The following is a 17436-nucleotide window of genomic DNA, read 5'->3' as shown; positions in this document are numbered from 1 at the left end:
TAGGCTACGATTCGATGCTGGCTCTGGGATGCGACTGGATGTCGGTTTTGGAGTGCGACTGAATGTCGGCATTGAAAAGCGAACGTGTGTCTGTATTCATGCGAATGCTCAGGCAAACGCTTTAGCGCGGCGCATGGTGGAATATCATGGGTGAATCTTCTTCATGTAGAGCCCATCAGACCAAGCTTGAAGTCTATCGGCTCTAGCCACTTCTCCTGTTTACGTTTCTCCAGAAACCGGGATATTCCATTGCTGTTGTCGGAGCAAGCCGCTTGCTTTCTCAAAGTCCAACGCATCAATGGCCGAGTCCAACAACTGCATGGCGTCTGGCGAGCACTGTGGCAACAACGATGAGCGGATCTGGTAGTACGCATCACAGGCGGAGAAGTTCCGCTCGTCCAGTTGCTGCAAGAGTGTATTGAAGTTGGCCTCTGTTAAGGGAAGCGTCACGCCAGGGAGCGTTTCTTGCTGTGCCTCAAGCCATGTCTTCATTGCCCCCAGCGTTGTGTCTAGAGTGATGCGAAAGGGTTCCAGCGCGGCCAGGACTTGCCCAGCGTCTTTCATTTTGCATAAATGTTCCAACTGTTCCGCTTGCCCCCTTAAGGCTTCCATTTTGAACGTCGCCGCGATGCCTTTTAAGGTATGGAGCCTCCTAACGGCTTCGCTCCAACTTTCTACCTGCAGGCTACTCTTCAAGAACAGATCAAGCCCCTGGTTTTCCTCTATGAACTGTTGAACCAGTTTCTTTAACTGCAGGCTGTCATTTCCCAATATTTTCAGTAGCGGCTCAGGGTCGAAGGAGTCCGGCAACGAAGAGACGGGCTGCTGGAGCGGGCTATTGTCCTCCATGGATGGTTCGCCCGTTTGGCGTCCCAGGTTTTTACAAATAGTCGCTAGCATTTCCGGAACATTAATCGGCTTGGCAATGAAGTCGTTCATCCCACAAGCCAAATACTGCTCTTGCTCGCTCTGCATCACGCCCGCCGTCATCGCAATGATGGGCAACTCGAGTTTGAGTTCTTGGCGAATGATTTGTGTTGCGCTTAAGCCATCCAAAACCGGCATTTGAACATCCATCAGCACCAGTTGCACCTCTTCAGCATGTTGACGCAAATAATCGACGGCAAGTTGGCCATTTGAAGCCAGCGTCACGCTGGCGCCAGACTGCTCCAGGATCTTCTTGGCAACGATCTGATTAAATTCATTATCTTCCACCAGCAGGATGGAACACGCCTTCAGGCAAAGCGGCGCCGTTTTCTGAGCCGTGCTCGGTTCCAGAGTAGTCAGCAGCGTCCGGTCACCCAACAGTTCATGCAGGCTATCGAACAGGCTAGAACGGGTGATGGGCTTGATCAGCACGCTGTCCAACTGGCCTAGCGCGCCATTTTCCACAGCCTGTTTACGATCAAACCCATTCATCATCAGGATTACCGGCACGGGATGTGAAGCGCCAATCAGGCCTTTGAGAGCAACGCCGGTGCTGAGGCTATCCTGACCCGGCATGTTCCAATCCAGCAGCACGGCATCGTAGTATCGCCCAAGTTCAGTCTGCGCTTGGGCGAGCTCCAGTGCCTGCTCTGCGGAGCTGCACAAATCCACTTCGCCTCCCCAGGCAAGAATCGATTGCTCCAGAAAATGGCGTGTGACCGCATTGTCGTCCACCACCAGCAAGCGCGACCAGATCGGAGTCTTAGTCTGAAGCGGCAATGAATCGTCGAGATCAATCGGAAGCTGAATGGTGAAGTGAAACTCGCTGCCCACCCCCAGTTCGCTGTTGACGAGCAGCTCGCCCCCCATCAAGTTCACCAGCCGCTTGCAAATTGCCAAGCCTAGGCCCGTTCCGCCAAACCGTCGGGTTGTGGAGCTATCCGCTTGTTCAAATGGCGTAAATAAGCGCGAGCATTGCTCCTTAGTCAATCCAATGCCCGTATCCCGTACTGAAAATCGGAGCGTGGCAGCGCTGGCGTCCTTATTCAGACACTGGATAGACACCACCACCTCCCCCTGCTCAGTGAATTTGATGGCATTGCCGGTGAGATTCACCAATATCTGCTGTAGGCGGAGGGGATCGCCGATCAGACGCAAGGGCGTCTCTGGTTCCACGCCAATGGCCAACTCTAGGGGCTTGTCGCCGAGCGTGACCGACATCATGGAGGCCAACGCGTTCATGCTTTCCTCCAGGACGAAAGGCGTGGGCGCCAGACTAAGCTTGCCAGCTTCAATTTTGGAGAAATCCAGAATGTCGTTGAGGATGCCCAACAAGGACTGTCCGGACGCCCGCAGCATCTCCAGATATTTGTTCTGCTCCGCGTTTAGAGGAGTCGACCCCAATAAGTGGCACATCCCCAAAACGGCGTTCATCGGGGTGCGAATCTCATGGCTCATATTGGCGACGAATTCGCTTTTGGCGCGGTTGGCGGCTTCCGCTTGCTCCCTAGCCTGCTGCAGGGTGTGCTGGGCTAATCGCTGCTCGCGGATATCGCGGGCCACCCCCAGAAAGCCGCTAATCTCGCCGGCCAGATTGTGGATGGCCGTGACCACCAGATTGACCGGCACTAAGTCACCCGACTTGCGGCGATAGTGCCATTCCTGCGAATCCATGCCTTCCTGCTTGACCTTATGAACCAGGGCCTCGAAGCCCAAGACCGCTTCAGGAAACGCCCGGCCATAGTCATTGATCTCGTCTTCGACGTGCAGCAAGAGCAAGGTTTGCTTGCCAACCAGCTCTTCCGCCCGGTAGCCCAGCATGCGCTCGGCGCCGGAACTGAACATCTGAATGGTCCCATCCAGTTGGGTCGTGATAATGGCGAATTCGCTGGCGGCGTCGATCACGCTTTGCAGATGCTGCTGAGCTTCCAATACCGCGTCCTGAGCGATCCGCAGCAAGGTCACATCGGTGATAAAGGCGTAAAACCCCTGCACCTGACCATATTGCTTATCCGGCACATAAGAGATCACCACATCATGAGGCTGGCCGGCGGCATCGGGCAGCAAGCGTTCAAATTGCTGCGGCAAGCCTTGGAGCGCCTGTTGAACATAGGAAGGCCCCGACGGATAGCACTCATCGTTAAAGAGCGGAGGGACGGCTGGATGGCGATCGGGCGCGTTGGACAAGCCAAACCACTCGAAATAAGCGCGATTGGCAAAGCGGTTGCAAAGTTGAGCATCCCAGTAACTGATCACCATCGGCATATGATCGATAATGGTTTGCAACTCTCTATGCATTTGCTCCTCGGCCCGCTTGGCCAACTCTTGCTGCGTCACATCTCGGCTAACGCCCACCATGCGTAACGGTCGGCCATCCATTCCTTTTTGCACGACAACCGCCATGCCCTCCAGGTAGCGAACCTCGCCATGAGGGCCCAATAATCGATACGCGATGCTTAACTCCCCAGCCCCTCGCAGCACTTGACGCAGACGATCCTGCACCATGTCCTTGTCTTCCGGGTGCAGCCTGGAAAGCCACATCTCATCTATTGGCAGCGTGTCGGATGGGAGATACCAGTGCAGCTGGTACATCGCCTCATCCCAGACCCGCAAACCGGTTTGCAGATCCCAATCCCAAATCCCCACTTCCGCTGCGCGTGTGGCCAGAGACAGGCGCTCCGTCAAATCCAGAATCTGTTGTTGCTGCGCCATCCGTGCATCGATATTGTCGATTTGCAGAATCACATGCCCCTCGGCTTGCCCCCAGTTCAGCTTGGAGACCCGCAACTCCACCCAGATTGGCCGGCCGCTACGGTGCAGGTAGCGCTTTTCAAACTGATAACTCTCGCACTCGCCGGAACGCAAGGTCTGTAAATGCGCAATCGACTGTTCCAGATCATCGGGGTGCGTCAGCTGCTTGACCGTCATGCCGCGCAACTCCTCCACGGAGTAACCCAGCATTTGGCACAAATGAGGATTGGCCTCTAGCAAGAAGCCTCTCATATCTGCAATGGCAAAACCGGTGGCAGCAAAGTTCATCGCGTCTTGAAACCGGGCCTCGCTGGCATCAAGCAAGGTACGCTGCCTGCGGATATGATCCATGGCAACGCCAACCAAAGCGGGGAATAGGCAAGTCACTCCGGTAGTGGCCCAGAGGTTCAACGATGAGATAGTCGACAATTTCTCTGGAAGGGGGAATACATGAAAATAAGCAAGCGCCCCAATAGAGAGCAGCATCAGATTACCAATCAATGCCGCGGGCAAGGCGCCAAGCCAGTAAGCCACTAGCGTTAAAAGGCAAGCGATATAAAGAAATGGGGATGGCGTGAAATATAACAGCAGCGTGGCAATGACGAGGGTTGTAATGGTGGCGAGTATTAAGGTGGGGGGGCGATGCGCTGATATCGTGTTTTTCAGAGCGTCCCGACTTAGCAGTAGCGCAGTGGGACCTATTAGCAATAATCCAATGGCATCGCCCAGCCACCAATGAAACATGACTCCACTCAAACTAAAGCCATCAACAAACCAGATAAAGATAGCAGCAAAGATGGATGAAAGTGGCGTAGCGATAAACAAATAAACAGCAAAAGTAGTCAGCAGCATGGCAGGCGAAGGCGCTTGGCAGTCCAATTTTACCCACGCCTTGGTCAAATAAGCAGCCAACACAATCTCTAAACCATTCGCCAAGCTGGCCATAATGCTAAAACCAACGCTGCTGCCCAGCACAAGGTTGGTGATAAAACTGACCAGCAGCAATGTGGCAAGCAACTCCTGCCACTCTCGATACGGCCTTCGAATAAATAATGCCAATGCAACAACATTCGCTAACCAGATGTTGGCAACACTATTGGATGCTCGGGTAAGCACAATGGACAGAGCGGCGAGAAGACAGTATGCAATAGCAAGCATAAAACATCTCGCATATCGATGCCGAGGAGGTCCAGCAACCTCAGGAAAGGGAAGCTGGCTTGATCTGTCCATACAACCTCCAAAAGTGTTCTGGGTTGGCAATACGGCTAAGCCAAAGCGATAGCTAGACTATAATTATCTCGTCCACCCTGTTTGGCTTGATATAAAGCGACATCCGCCTGCTTAACAAGATGACTTGGACTCTCGTGCTTGGATGGTATGCAAGTCGCAATGCCTACGCTAACCGCCACAACTCTTCTGCTAGTAATGCCCTCATGAGGGATGGCCAGTGATCGAATTTTATGGCAAATCCATTCCCCATATTGACAAGCCTGTGCCTCATCAGTACCTGGAAGAACTACCGCGAATTCTTCTCCGCCATAACGTGTAACCAATTCGCCTGAACGCTGAGTCGAACTGAGCAAACCCTGTGCCACTCGCTGCAAACAGGCATCACCCTCTAAGTGGCCATAGGTATCGTTATATTTTTTGAAGTCATCCACGTCAATCATGGCCAACCCTAATGACTGCCGTTGGCGTAGATGTCGCAGCCACTCCACTTCAAGTTGCTTGTCAAAATAACGGCGATTGTATAACTGAGTTAAACCGTCGCAATTAGCGAGTTGCTTCAATAAATCCGCTTGCTTTTTTAGCGTCAAGTGAGTGTGGACTCGAGCCCGTACAATAGGAAAATTGAGTGGGCGGCTAATGAAATCTACGGCACCCGCTTCAAGCGCCTGAATTTCATGCTGAGCATCTTGATGTGAGGTGACAAAAATAATAGGAATGTCGACGGTGGAGGCGTCTTCTTTTAAACGGCGGCAAACCTCATAGCCGTTTACCTCGGGCATTTCTACATCCAATAGAATAAGCAAGGGCTGGTGCCGCCGTGCCGCGTCAATGCCCGCACGGCCAGTCATGGCAAAAATGATTGGAGCTTTATCAGCCAGAAGACTGCTCATGATCTTAATGTTGGTGACACTGTCGTCAATAATCAGTATTGGGCTGTTTGCTTCTACCACATTACTCATTCTCAACTCCATACGAAGTAATTAAAGTAACAACTCACATATTGTTGTGATTTTGTATGCAATCTACCACGAGCAGAGAGACATCATCGCTGGAAGCATCCCCCTCTAGATGCAGGCTAACCATTTTGAGGACATGATCGCCGACAGACTTGCCTTCGGTGTTTTTGACGGCCTCAATGACACCTTCCACGCCAAACATGGCGCCTTGACGGTTTTTGGATTCAGTAATGCCGTCAGAGCTGACCACAAGCATGTCGTGCAAGTGAAAATTAAGAGCTTGGGTGGCTTTGTCAAAATCTTCTTCGGGTAGAATGCCTAACGGAGGATGCCTCGGCTTTAGTCTGACAGCCAGCTTTCCAAAAGCGCTAAAAAGAAGCACGCAAGGGATGCCCCCATTCCAAACATGAATAGTGCCCGCTTTGTGATCAATAGAAATAAGGGCGGCCGCGACGAATCGACTTCTGGGTAATAATTTGTATATTTTTTTGTTAATGCCCGCGGCAATATCCGAAAGCGTCGAGCCATTTCGGGTCATTTCATAGAAACAATCCACAACAGGTAAGGCACTAATGGCGGCTGCCAAGCCATGTCCGGTACAGTCCGCCAGCATGATATGCTCCTGCCCTGAGGGCGAGGGGCAGATGCAAATGAGATCGCCATTAAAATGGGCAGCCGGGCTGAGATGCTGCCAGATATGGGGTTGAGGACTGGTATATTGCTCATTGAGCCGTTTAATCAGCTCTAAAGTCAGTCGTTGCTCTTCTTCATTGGCCTGGTAGTACCTTTCCAAGCGAATCGCATCCTGATTAATCTGCTCCTGCATCTCGGCAATACGCAAAAATACCTGTATTTTTGCGGCTAACAGATCAAAATTCACAGGCTTGGCAAGATAATCATCCCCCCCAGCCTTGAGCCCAAGAACAACACTTTCCAACTCACTCTGACTAGTTAGAAAAATGATGGGCACCCAACTCTCACCAAAGAGTTTTCGTAGAGCTTCCGTCGCCTGTAGCCCATCCATCTCAGGCATCACGACATCCATCAGGATCAGGTCCGGCCGGTTTGCCCGGCAGTAAGCCAAAGCGTCCAAACCATGCACGGCCACCGCACAACGGTAACCCAGCCTGGTAATGAACTGACCAATCATCTGTCGATTGGTCGCGCTATCTTCAACCAGCAAAATGGTTAATTGGGACATGGTATCACTCGATACATTCAGCATCGGCATGATGACTTATGTCTACGTTATTACCATTCCAATGCAGAGTTTGTAATAGATGCAAACAAGAGAAAACATAAACGCAAACAAATAAATCACGCAAAATGACAATGAGATTTATAGTTCAGTATTGTCTAAACTTGCGATTACTGACAGTACGTTTTTCGCTGATCTACTCGCCGCATAGGGCAGGATTGCCTACAGAAGCGGGGACAGTCCAAATTTCCCTTCCAAATCATGAGAGATGTATTAGTTTGTATTGAGGTTTAGCGTGCTTCACGGGCACTTCTGGATGACAATGACAATGGAGGTGGCAATGTCCCTTTTTGCCGGAAAACTCAAGGAGCAGCTCAGCGAGCTGACTGACCAACTGGACGGCCTGCGCGGCATGCTCTCCGCCATCGACCGTTCTATGGCGATGATACAGTTCACCCCCGACGGCATCGTCACCAACGTCAATGAAAACTTCCTGCGCGCCATGGGTTACCAGCGCGAAGACGTAATTGGCAAGCATCACCGCATGTTCTGCGACAAGAGCCATGTTTCCAGCTCCGCCTACGCCGAATTCTGGCAAAAACTGAAGCGCGGCGAACCGGTCAACGGCCGCTTCAACCGCTTCACCAAGAACGGCGAGGAAATCTGGCTAGAAGCCAGCTACACACCGATACTATCCAGCGACGGCCAGGTCTGCGGCGTGGTCAAGGTGGCGTCCGATATCTCCGAACAAGTGCACCGGGAGCAAAACGATCAGGCCATCCGCCTGGCCATCAGCCGCTCCATGGCTCAGATCGAGTTTGATCTGGACGGCAACATCCAGGACGCCAACGAGAATTTCCTCAACACCTTCGGTTATACGCTGGCTGAAATCCGCGGCAGGCACCACCGCATGCTCTGCGACGCCGACTACGCCGCCAGCCCCGACTACGCGGAGTTCTGGCGCCAGCTGCGCCTGGGCAAGTTTTTCCAGGGTCAGTGCAAGCGCCTGAGCAAGAACGGGCAAGCCATCTGGCTAGAGGCCACTTACAATCCGGTGTACGACCTCAACGGCAAGCCGGTGCGGGTGGTCAAATTCGCCCAGGACATCACCCGCCGAGTGCAGCAAATGCAGGCCCAGGCGGAAAACGCTCAATCAGCAATAGAAGTCTCAGTCAACACCGAGCAACTTTCGGTCAAGGGCAGCGAGGTGCTGGAACAGGCCACTAGCGAAATCACCAAAGTGGCGTCCAGCGTGGAAGGCGCCTCCATCATCATCACCAAGCTGGGCGACAGCTCCGGTCTGATCGGCACCATCATCAGCACCATCAGCGAGATCGCCGACCAAACCAATCTCTTGGCCTTGAACGCGGCGATTGAGGCGGCGCGCGCCGGCGAAATGGGCCGTGGCTTCGCCGTGGTGGCCGATGAGGTGCGTAAGCTAGCCGAGCGCACCAGCCAATCCACCGGCGAGATATCCGGCATCGTGCGCAGCATCCAGGAGGACTCCAAGTCCGCTGTCTCCTCTATGCAGCAGGTGCGCCGCCTGGCCGACACCAGTTTGCAGCTATCCGAGCAGGCGCGCGACTCCATCGCGGAGATCCGCACTGGTGCCAAGGAAGTGGTGCAAGTGGTGCGCGACGTATCGGAGCTGCTGCAGCAACGCACCTGAGAGCGGGTTTACGAGCTCGCGGGCCTGGGCAAGACAAAGCATTGCCGCATAGAAAGCGGCTTTGGCGACGCTAGTGGTTTCGGTTGCCTTGCCCAAGGCAGTTCCGGCCATTCAACGCGGCATCCGTATTTACCTGGCCACCCTGCGGTGCGCGGTCTCTTGGTGCTGAACCTTACCGTGGCGGCGGCCAGCGCGATGGTCATCGTTAACACCGCGGTGCTGGTCCAGGCACGTTTCGGCCTATCGCAGCACCAGACCGCCTGGGCCCACACCTTTGGCGGAGGCTTATTGACCACCGCACTGGCCTTGCCGAGACTGCTGCAGGGCATTGCCGACCGCAGTGCGTGCTGGGTGGGGCCGGGGTGCTGGTGATCAGCCTGTTGCTGAGAAGCCTACTGAACAGCTACGTCTGACTGCTGCCGCTGTGGTTTGTCCTGAGACTGGAGTATTGCCTAGTGCAAATCCCGTCTGGCAACCTACTGCGCCGCTCTGCCCATGCAAAAGACCATCCGGCCTTACCCGCAGCCCAATTCGCCTTATCGCACGCCTGTTGGCCGCCAAGGCCGGCCGGATGGCGACCTTCATCATCCTGAGAGCGCGGGTCGGCCTAACGGCCTTGATCAGCATGTGGATTTGGGCGAAGTACGACCCTGACCAGCTTTCGCACAGCCATGATGATTTACCCGCCGATCACCCGCACCTGGCCGAACATGAGGCGGATGATACCGCCGAGAATGTTTTTGTGATCGACGACCTGCATCCTCGCTGGCCCAAAGTCTGAATTCGCCAAGGGAACATGCTTGGGACCGCCACTGGCGGCCCTTTCTGATTCCGCTTATTGAACCACGCTGACCGGGTCTGCCACTTCTTCCGAGAAGTCTGGAAGCACTCCGTCGATTTGCCCCAGCATCAAGCCGCTCCAAGGGCCAGGCTTAAAGCTGTCCTCAACCGATGAGTCTGGGTGTCGGAGCCCTTTCACATAGATCTTCGTAAACAGTGCTTGCGCTCGCAGAAAATCCGCTTCTTTTTTCCATTTACTCCCGGGATTCGGCCATCGCCCTCGGGATACCGTCAGCTGGAGCAACTCTAGGAGCGTCGCTTCATCCATCCACTGGAAGTCAGGGGTGTAAGCCAGAAGCGTACATTGACCCGGTTGCTCGGTAGGCTTCAACTCCATTTCCAACAGATAGAAATAAGGCCCTTCCGCACTGACCTTGATCTCAGTACAAACCAGCTGACGCCGGCGCTGCTCGGTACCCACCCGGAGTGCCGATCAAATGCCATGCCCTTCTGGAACTAATCGCCCCGGGAAATACGTCACCCAATCCTCACCGGAACGGATACTCTCGCGGCTAGGACGAGTCTCGACCTCCCGGCTTCGGGCACGAGTCCGCGCTTTCAAACTAGTGGTCAGCAAACCCCATGAGCACCATCGTCTGCGAGCAGCCATCAGCGGAGAGCCCTGGAAACAAACTATCGCTCTCGCCACCTTGCCGGTCTTAGTCATGCCCTCATAGAAGCCGCAAACAAATCCTCGCTGGGCCCTCTCGACAAAAAGATGGCGTTAGTTACACTGAGCCGAAGTCATGTCAAACTTACGGTTTGACATAGACTGCAAGCAACTTGCCCAATTCACCAGACTGCCGCATTTTTTCCAGTTCTGAGTTAACTATGTTCAACAACTCCACGCCACGGGGATTAACACGGCTAAAAATCATATGGAACGGGTTGCCGCCCATTCCTGGCAGAGGCACTCTTCCAATCTCATCGTCGTCAATGACATTCAACACACCAATACTCGCCATGCCCGCTATCACCTCGTAATCTTCGGCGAAGACATCCAGGCGGCCAGCCTTCATCATCTTCACTAGATCGGGATAACTATTAGCGAGAATCATTTTACTTTTATCGACAAAATTTAGAGCGGAATAGGCGTAACCCTTAACGCCTCCCAGCCTGAAATTATTCAAATCAGCTTGACTCTTTACATTCAAGCCTTTTTGAAACTTAGCCTTGGAATAAAAAACATAATAGTGCGTCTTATAGTAGGCCGTAGAGAACAAATATTTCTTCTCCCGGTCAGGATTCTTGCTAACGCTCAACGCCATCGCATAAGTTTCACCGTTTTCTACCGAACCAAGGCATCGTTTCCAAGGCAGTAGCGTAATAGTGAAAGGAATACGGTGCTTGTTCAGAATGCTCCGAATAACGTCTACGGAGAACCCCGTGATAGTACGGCTTGGCTTGCCCTCAACGCGCTGGTAGTAAGTGAATGGGGGCCACTCATCACCATCGTCGCATATCTGAACCATTGACGCGTCAAGCGCATAGGCTTGCACAGGTAAGCAAACCGCCAAGAACAAGCCAATCACTTTAGAAGCCATGTCAACCGCCCTAGAAGGATGAGGAGACGTCGCATATACGAGCAAGCCCCTTGATTTCACTCAAACACTAAAACGACGGGCCAATTGCCCTAGGCGCTGCGAAACGACTTGCAGCTCACAGGCCATTTGAGCGCTTGTCTTAACAGCGCCAGCATTGGTTTCCGACATCCTGGCCACGTTTTCCACATTTTGAGCTAGCGTTTGGCTGGCGCTGCTCTGCTCCTTCAATGCCTGGTTGATCTGCTGAATGCTTTCCAGAACCAAGTCCACGCACTGCCGGATAGCAACAATACTGTTGCTCGCGTTCTGAGTTTTGTTTTGACCTTGCATGATGGAGTGCATGCCAGCCTGCATGCTGGTGATCGCATGCTGCGAAGACTGCTGGATATCGGACACGATAGTGCTGATTTCAGTGGTGGACTGAGCCGTTCGCTCCGCCAGCTTGCGCACCTCATCCGCCACCACGGCGAAGCCACGCCCTTGCTCCCCGGCACGGGCGGCCTCAATAGCCGCGTTAAGGGCGAGTAGATTGGTCTGATCAGCGATATCGCGAATCACACTGACAATGCGGGCAATGGATTCGGACTGCTTGCCTAAAGTGCCCAGCGTGTCCGAGGCGGAAGAAACATCCCGCACAATGCCCTCCATGCTGGCGCCGGCCTCATCAATGATCGCGTTGCCTTCGCTGGACTTATCCACGGCGGAACGTGAGAGCTGATCGGCCTGATGGGACTGTTCAGCGCTCACCGTAAGGCTGGTGCTGAGCTGTTCGATGGCTGCCGCCATGCTGGCCGCGGCCTCCGTCTGCTGTTCGCTGCTCAACGCAATACCCTGCGAGCTTTGCGCCATCTGGTCTGCCGCTTCATTGACCAGCTTAGAGGTTTCCATCAACTGAGACACGGTATCCCGTAGTTGATTGCCCATTTGCCGGATAGAAGCCAACAAGCTCTCACTGTCCTGCTCTCGCAAATTAATGTGCGTGCTCAGCCGGCCTGACGCCAACTGCTCCACCACGCTTTGCACATAGAACGGCTCTCCGCCCAATTGCAGCGTGATGGACAAATACAATTGATGGAACAAAAAACTGGCCAGCAGCATCGCCCCCAACCCAATACTGATATAAAGATTGCGCTGGGTTTGCATTTTTCCGATACGGGCTAACAACAAAGCATCCAGACTTTGCAAAGTGGTATCGCTAAAGTGAGTGGTCACGCTGGTATTTCGCACCGCCAAGCCGGCAAGGTTGAGCGCAGCCCCGGTCTTTCCCGCAATGGCGCCGTCAACGGACGCGGCCTGCTGCTGCCGGAAAGCCTTCATCTGCTGCATATCAGGGTCCAGCGCGCTCTTGAGGCTGGGGTTGTAAGCTAAGACCTTGGCTAAATCGCCGTCTAAACCATCATGCGCGCCGCTGATCATCGGACGCAGCTCCACCAGACGATCACGCTCGGCCGGGGTTAGCGCCTGCCCCGCTTCTGGCTTGCTAGCCAGGGCTAAAGCCTCGCTTATCGTCTTCATCAGCATCGGCAGCTTTACCGTGGCGGCATCCATCAAGTAATAGCTGTCAATATCCGGGTCCAGGGTAAGATTGGAGTTATCGCTGGCAACCCCAAGCAGCGTGTTGAGTTTGCTTGCCGCATCGTCGAAACCGGCAAAAATCTTTTCGGACGGCGCGCCGCTTAGCTGCGCCAAAGCCTTGCGGCCGCCATCAGCGGCCTTCCAAGCATCTTCCGTTTGCAATGTCGAACCCAATTGGGCGTGAGCGCTCTGCAACTGCGACCAGGCTTGGTCTAAACGTGCTTGTGCTTCCGGCAAAGCGGCCTTTGCGGCGGCTTCGCCTTGGGCGGCGCGCACCGCCAAATCCTGCGCCTGCGCCAATGACGAAGACATTCGGTTAAGCGGTAAAATGTAAGCGACGCCCACCCTTTCCTTTTCAGCGAAGTCAATATTGTCCTGATTGGTTCGGTACAGCCCGTAAACCATATAGACCAGTGCGGCGGCAAAAACCGCCCCAATCAGCGCAAAACGGCTAGGATAGCTTAAACGCTGCATCAACTTGACGACGGGTGAAGCCATGGTGCACTCCTGCTTGCCACCCCGCCTGATCGCGGAGCAAAGTCACATGCTCCAGAATAGGCAACTTTTAGCGAAAAAAAGCTTAACGTGTCAGTCGTGCCTTGCTTCTCACCCTGACCAAGCTTGAGAGGTATTGGCAACGCGGTAGTTTATTTGGTATGTTGAAGTCGGACCTTGTCCAAGGAGATGGCATTCCTCCTGTAACCGCCCTAGAGGCTGATGATGCCTACACAGATTCCCGGACAGGGAAGGTGTAGGTGTACACTGAATTTGCCTGCCGCATGTCCGGGTTTGTGCCAAAACCACAAAAATCAGGACATGTATGAAACTTTCAAAACATCCCGAGTCGATTGATCTCCTGCCCTATATTGGCAAGTGGCTTGTGCTTGCAAGTACCGTCGCCACACTTGCCGGGGCTGCCTCAGCCTTTTTCCTCTTTGCCCTCGATTGGGCCACCGCCACAAGGATCAGCCATCACTGGTTGATCTGGCTTCTGCCTATCGCCGGCTTTGCCGTGGGCTGGCTATACCTACGCTTCGGTCAGAATGTCGAAGCTGGCAACAACCTGTTGATCGACGAGATTCATGACCCCAAGAAAGTCATCCCGTTGCGTATGGTCCCATTGGTGCTTGGTGGCACGGTTGTATCACATCTGTTTGGCGCATCTGTTGGCCGTGAGGGGACCGCGGTGCAAATGGGCGGTGCCTTGGCAGACCAGTTCACACACCTATTCAAGCTAAAGCATGAGGACCGTCGCATCATCTTGATGGCAGGGATCAGCGCAGGGTTCGCTTCCGTGTTCGGCACCCCACTGGCAGGAGCGATCTTTGGGCTAGAGGTGTTGGCCATTGGTCGCCTGCGCTACGATGCGATCCTGCCATGCATGGTGGCCGCCATTGTTGCGGATCAGGTTGGGATGCTATGGGGCATTCACCATACTCACTATGCGATTCCCGCTATTCCAGCTATTTCAGCGTGGCTGTTGATCGTGATGGTGCTGGCAGGCTCTATTTTTGGCCTGACGGGTAAGGTGTTCGCCGATGCCACCCATGCCCTCAGCGCATGGATCAACAAGTGGATGGGCTACCCCCCGCTGCGGCCCATGCTAGGTGGCGTTATCGTGGCAACAGCGGTATGGTTTCTGGATACGGACCGTTACATTGGATTGGGTATTCCGACCATCGTGGATGCGTTCCAGCAGCCTCTTGCACCCTATGACTTTGCGGGCAAGATGGTTTTCACGATTGCGTCGCTGGGCTCGGGCTTCAAAGGTGGAGAAGTCACCCCACTGTTCTACATCGGTGCAACTCTGGGGAACGCTCTCGCACCGCTATTGAATGCGCCCACTCCCTTGCTGGCTGGCATTGGTTTCGTTGCGGTGTTTGCCGGTGCGGCCAACACGCCAATTGCATCGACCTTTATGGCCATGGAACTGTTTGGTGCCGAGGTCGGAGTCTATGCCGCAGTGGCTTGCGTGGTGAGCTACCTCTTTTCTGGGCACACGGGTATCTACCGCTCGCAGCGGGTCGGCCAGGCCAAGCACCGATACGCCCCGGAGGGTATCAAGTTGAGTGAGTTACCTGCCTATCGGCAAGCGCAGTTGCAGCGTGCCAAGACTAAGTCTGTCGAATCCACGGAATTGTGAGGTTCCTATGCAGAACATGACCGCCTTGCGCCTGTATTTTCCTCAGTCAGCCCGGGTCAAACCCACCCGGTTCTGGCATCACCTATCCGCTCCCGCCTTGAGTTACCATTTGCTCGATGCGGCTCAGCGTGCCGGCATCCACCAAGCCCTGATGCACAGCGTGCATGCGGGCTACCTGCCGGGGAAAAAGCTTAGTCACCATCACGTTGAATCTTCTCCTGCTCATCATCCGCTATGCATTGAGCTGATCGACGCGGAAGATCAACTACGGAAATTTCTTCACGAACACGCAGAGGAGTTGCGGCATGTTCAAGCCGTCCTGTTCCACTGTGAACTTGCGCTATGAGGCAAAGGAGGCTATGCGATGGTCCGATCGCTGCTGGCTATCTCTCTTGGGGCGTCGTTGGGGGCCATCCTGCGCTGGGGATTGGGCGTAGTATTCAACGCCTTGTTCCCTATGATTCCCCCCGGAACCTGGTTGGCCAACATGCTCGGCGGCTACATGATGGGCGTGGCGCTCGCCTACTTTGGTCAGCAAACCGGCTTGGCTCCCGAGTGGAGATTGCTTGTCATCACTGGATTTCTGGGAGGGCTTACGACCTTCTCGACGTTCTCGGCGGAAGTCACCACTCTGATCCAGCAAGGGCGCATGCTGTGGGCGTGCGTGGCTGTTTCGGCCCATGTGATGGGCTCGCTGGTCATGACCTTGTTGGGCTTGGCCTCCGTTGCCGCCTTGAAACCGCTCTGACGCAAAGGGGAACATCATGCAAGGCTTTCAACTGACTTTCTTCACCCAGCAAGACCGCAAACATGGTTGCCTGCCCTTGGGTGACTGGCTGGTCGAGGAGGCGCGCAAGCTGGGCGTAGGTGGCGCGACCCTGATCGCAGCGGTCGAGGGTTTTGGTCGCGGGCACAAGCTGCATTCCGTCCATTTCTTCGAGCTGGGTGATCAACCCATCGAAGTAACGATGGCACTGAGTGCGGAGAGTGCAGAGCAACTTTTTCGGCGCCTGCACGATGAAAACATCAACATGTTCTATGTCAAAACACCGATCGAGTTCGGCATGACAGGAGATCTTAGAGGTGGGTCATGACTTAACTGAGTGGTTCTATTGGGCGTGGCTGTTCGTTGAGTTTGCGGCACTGACTGCATATTTGAATGCACTTGCACGACCAATTTGGATTGCTCCGGTTCCTGTCGGCAACCCTGCCCTATGATTGGACTATCCCTGCCTCTCGCCGAAACAGCTTCAAAGACCTTGGGACTGATAGTAATTGAGGGCAAGGGGAGCTTAAGTGCAATTTCCGCTCCATTGTTCCGTACCAACCAGCTTGCTCTAAATGGTATGCTTGCCGCATCAGGCGTGATAATTTGTGATTATCACGCCTTAATTTTTGGCAAAATTCAAGAATACAACTTGGAATTTTAGTATGTAATAACGTATTATGTAATATGTATTTTATTCGTGTGAGACCTCTCATGGCCCGTGCAGGCATCTACAAATCCGAAGTCAAGAAAGCTCGCGATGCGCTGCTGGCGCAGGGGCGTAACCCATCTATCGACGCCGTCCGCGCCGAACTGGGCAATACCGGCTCGAAAACCACCATCCATCGCTATTTGCGGGAATTGGAAGAGGAGGAAGGCGCGGGTTTCGGCCGGGGCGTAGCCACCAGCGAAGCCATCCAGGACCTGGTCGGCCGACTGGCCGAGCGACTGCATGAAGAAGCCGGGGCACGCCTGGTTGAGCAGCAATCCACCGCTGCGCAACAACTGGCGCAGCGTGATGAGACCATTGCCGCTCTCCAGCTGGAGTTGACAGACTTCAGCAGCCAGCTGCAACGTACCGAAGTCGCCTTGCGGACGGAGCAGGCTGCACACGAACAGACCCGGCAAGCACAGCAAAACATGACGTTGCACAACGTCCAGTTGGAGCAGCAATTGACTGATTTACGCGTGCGTCTGGCGGAAAACGAAACCCACCGGCAATCATTAGAGGACAAGCACCTTCATGCCCGCGAAACCCTCGACCACTACCGCGCCTCGGTCAAAGACCAGCGTGACCAGGAGCAGCGCCGGCACGAACAACAGCTCCAGCAACTGCAAACCGAATTACGCACCGCCAATCAAACCCTGATCGTCAAGCAGAACGAGCTGACGCACGCCTACCAGGATTCGGCCCGTATGGGGGCAGAGTTGGTAGCCACACGCAAAGAATTGCACCGCTGCGAGCGAGAGGCCGAGGTGAATGGCAAGGCGCGAGAAGCCTTACAAGCGCGCGTGATCGAATTGGAAACCCATGCGGCTGCGCTTGATGAGCGCTTGAAACAGCTCAGCGCCAGCCGTGAAGAACTCTGGCAGTTGCTGCATGGCATGTCTGCTGCTGTCACAGCGGAGAAAGACGGAGACAGCGGAATGTCCGAGCCTCTGACCGGGGGGGCTGCCATTGCACCAGAAAGCAATGTGTAAAATTTGCACATTGCCCTGACTAGTTTGTGCAAAAAATGCACGAACTTGTTTCTGATTCAGTAAGTGGACCTCAAGTTGTGCAAATATTGCACGACTTGAGTGGTCTGGGCTGCATAGAGCCGCCAGTCAACGCGAA

At 54.2% G+C, this 17436-nt stretch carries 14 protein-coding genes, 1 pseudogene and 1 riboswitch; of the genes and pseudogenes, 9 read left to right on the top strand and 6 right to left on the bottom strand.

The genetic code is table 11. The features are described from left to right. Nucleotides 1-219: 219 nt before the first annotated feature. The 3 genes from BR71_RS22810 to BR71_RS06805 all read right to left on the bottom strand — a co-directional run bounded on the left by BR71_RS22810 (nt 220) and on the right by BR71_RS06805 (nt 7065). A complete protein-coding gene (locus BR71_RS22810) occupies nt 220-4836 on the bottom strand; it encodes a PAS domain S-box protein (RefSeq protein ID WP_052370391.1) in 4617 nt (1538 codons plus the stop codon). Between the two features lie 107 nt (nt 4837-4943). Then, nucleotides 4944-5867 carry a GGDEF domain-containing protein gene (locus tag BR71_RS06810; protein ID WP_043634647.1) on the bottom strand — a complete coding sequence of 308 codons (924 nt, stop codon included), beginning with the start codon at nt 5865-5867 and terminating at the stop codon, nt 4944-4946. Nucleotides 5868-5901: 34 nt separating this feature from the next. Then, entirely contained in the window at nt 5902-7065 is a 1164-nt protein-coding gene (locus BR71_RS06805; RefSeq protein ID WP_162179193.1) for a PP2C family protein-serine/threonine phosphatase, read from the bottom strand. A 313-nt stretch (nt 7066-7378) separates the two neighbouring features. Between BR71_RS06805 and BR71_RS25120 the strand changes: the two are divergent. The 4 genes and pseudogenes from BR71_RS25120 to BR71_RS22800 form a co-directional block, all read left to right on the top strand. Continuing rightward, nucleotides 7379-8182: pseudogene (locus tag BR71_RS25120) on the top strand (PAS domain-containing protein); the annotation flags it as partial. 6 nt (nt 8183-8188) lie between these two features. Continuing rightward, nucleotides 8189-8731, top strand: a complete 543-nt coding sequence (locus BR71_RS25115; RefSeq protein ID WP_425265927.1) for a methyl-accepting chemotaxis protein — start codon at nt 8189-8191, stop codon at nt 8729-8731. A gap of 147 nt (nt 8732-8878) precedes the next feature. Further along, nucleotides 8879-9103: a hypothetical protein gene (locus tag BR71_RS22805; protein ID WP_052370390.1), complete on the top strand. Its 225-nt coding sequence runs from the start codon at nt 8879-8881 to the stop codon at nt 9101-9103. A gap of 199 nt (nt 9104-9302) precedes the next feature. Further along, nucleotides 9303-9512 carry a hypothetical protein gene (locus tag BR71_RS22800; protein WP_156038864.1) on the top strand — a complete coding sequence of 70 codons (210 nt, stop codon included), beginning with the start codon at nt 9303-9305 and terminating at the stop codon, nt 9510-9512. A gap of 54 nt (nt 9513-9566) precedes the next feature. Here the strand turns inward: BR71_RS22800 and BR71_RS06790 are convergent, their stop codons facing one another. The 3 genes from BR71_RS06790 to BR71_RS06780 form a co-directional block, all read right to left on the bottom strand. Continuing rightward, nucleotides 9567-9992, bottom strand: coding sequence for a hypothetical protein (locus tag BR71_RS06790; RefSeq protein WP_043634643.1), 426 nt, complete (start codon nt 9990-9992; stop codon nt 9567-9569). Between the two features lie 334 nt (nt 9993-10326). Beyond that, the gene (locus tag BR71_RS06785; protein WP_043634641.1) at nt 10327-11115 is read right to left on the bottom strand and encodes a substrate-binding periplasmic protein; all 789 of its coding nucleotides are present in this window, start codon (nt 11113-11115) and stop codon (nt 10327-10329) included. A 60-nt stretch (nt 11116-11175) separates the two neighbouring features. After that, nucleotides 11176-13188, bottom strand: coding sequence for a methyl-accepting chemotaxis protein (locus BR71_RS06780; protein WP_043634639.1), 2013 nt, complete (start codon nt 13186-13188; stop codon nt 11176-11178). 173 nt (nt 13189-13361) lie between these two features. Continuing rightward, nucleotides 13362-13424: riboswitch (Fluoride riboswitch) on the top strand. Between the two features lie 86 nt (nt 13425-13510). On the opposite strand from BR71_RS06780, the gene BR71_RS06775 reads away from it, so the two are divergent. From BR71_RS06775 to BR71_RS06755, 5 genes are all read left to right on the top strand, one after another. Further along, on the top strand, nt 13511-14833 hold the full coding sequence (locus BR71_RS06775; RefSeq protein ID WP_043634637.1) for a voltage-gated chloride channel family protein: 1323 nt from the start codon (nt 13511-13513) through the stop codon (nt 14831-14833). A gap of 7 nt (nt 14834-14840) precedes the next feature. After that, entirely contained in the window at nt 14841-15179 is a 339-nt protein-coding gene (locus tag BR71_RS06770; RefSeq protein WP_043634634.1) for a DUF190 domain-containing protein, read from the top strand. Between the two features lie 18 nt (nt 15180-15197). Further along, nucleotides 15198-15581, top strand: coding sequence for a fluoride efflux transporter CrcB (gene crcB / locus BR71_RS06765; protein ID WP_043634631.1), 384 nt, complete (start codon nt 15198-15200; stop codon nt 15579-15581). Nucleotides 15582-15597: 16 nt separating this feature from the next. Then, nucleotides 15598-15927, top strand: coding sequence for a DUF190 domain-containing protein (locus tag BR71_RS06760; RefSeq protein ID WP_043634628.1), 330 nt, complete (start codon nt 15598-15600; stop codon nt 15925-15927). A 386-nt stretch (nt 15928-16313) separates the two neighbouring features. Beyond that, nucleotides 16314-17300, top strand: coding sequence for a DNA-binding protein (locus BR71_RS06755; RefSeq protein WP_052370388.1), 987 nt, complete (start codon nt 16314-16316; stop codon nt 17298-17300). The last annotated feature ends 136 nt before the right edge of the window (nt 17301-17436 follow it).

This window comes from Chromobacterium haemolyticum DSM 19808 (assembly GCF_000711885.1).
GTDB classification, from domain to species: domain Bacteria; phylum Pseudomonadota; class Gammaproteobacteria; order Burkholderiales; family Chromobacteriaceae; genus Chromobacterium; species Chromobacterium haemolyticum.
The sequence above is the reverse complement of the archived record's forward strand: the minus strand, read 5'-3'. Positions and strand labels throughout refer to the sequence as shown.

What these genes read in the sequence shown, in the direction of transcription:
- BR71_RS22810 (WP_052370391.1), bottom strand. Translation starts at nt 4,836, where the DNA reads ATGCTTGCTATTGCATACTGTCTTCTCGCCGCTCTGTCCATTGTGCTT.
- BR71_RS06810 (WP_043634647.1), bottom strand. Translation starts at nt 5,867, where the DNA reads ATGAGTAATGTGGTAGAAGCAAACAGCCCAATACTGATTATTGACGAC.
- BR71_RS06805 (WP_162179193.1), bottom strand. Translation starts at nt 7,065, where the DNA reads ATGTCCCAATTAACCATTTTGCTGGTTGAAGATAGCGCGACCAATCGA.
- BR71_RS25115 (WP_425265927.1), top strand. Translation starts at nt 8,189, where the DNA reads ATGCAGGCCCAGGCGGAAAACGCTCAATCAGCAATAGAAGTCTCAGTC.
- BR71_RS22800 (WP_156038864.1), top strand. Translation starts at nt 9,303, where the DNA reads ATGGCGACCTTCATCATCCTGAGAGCGCGGGTCGGCCTAACGGCCTTG.
- BR71_RS06785 (WP_043634641.1), bottom strand. Translation starts at nt 11,115, where the DNA reads ATGGCTTCTAAAGTGATTGGCTTGTTCTTGGCGGTTTGCTTACCTGTG.
- BR71_RS06780 (WP_043634639.1), bottom strand. Translation starts at nt 13,188, where the DNA reads ATGGCTTCACCCGTCGTCAAGTTGATGCAGCGTTTAAGCTATCCTAGC.
- BR71_RS06775 (WP_043634637.1), top strand. Translation starts at nt 13,511, where the DNA reads ATGAAACTTTCAAAACATCCCGAGTCGATTGATCTCCTGCCCTATATT.
- BR71_RS06770 (WP_043634634.1), top strand. Translation starts at nt 14,841, where the DNA reads ATGCAGAACATGACCGCCTTGCGCCTGTATTTTCCTCAGTCAGCCCGG.
- crcB (WP_043634631.1), top strand. Translation starts at nt 15,198, where the DNA reads ATGGTCCGATCGCTGCTGGCTATCTCTCTTGGGGCGTCGTTGGGGGCC.
- BR71_RS06760 (WP_043634628.1), top strand. Translation starts at nt 15,598, where the DNA reads ATGCAAGGCTTTCAACTGACTTTCTTCACCCAGCAAGACCGCAAACAT.
- BR71_RS06755 (WP_052370388.1), top strand. Translation starts at nt 16,314, where the DNA reads ATGGCCCGTGCAGGCATCTACAAATCCGAAGTCAAGAAAGCTCGCGAT.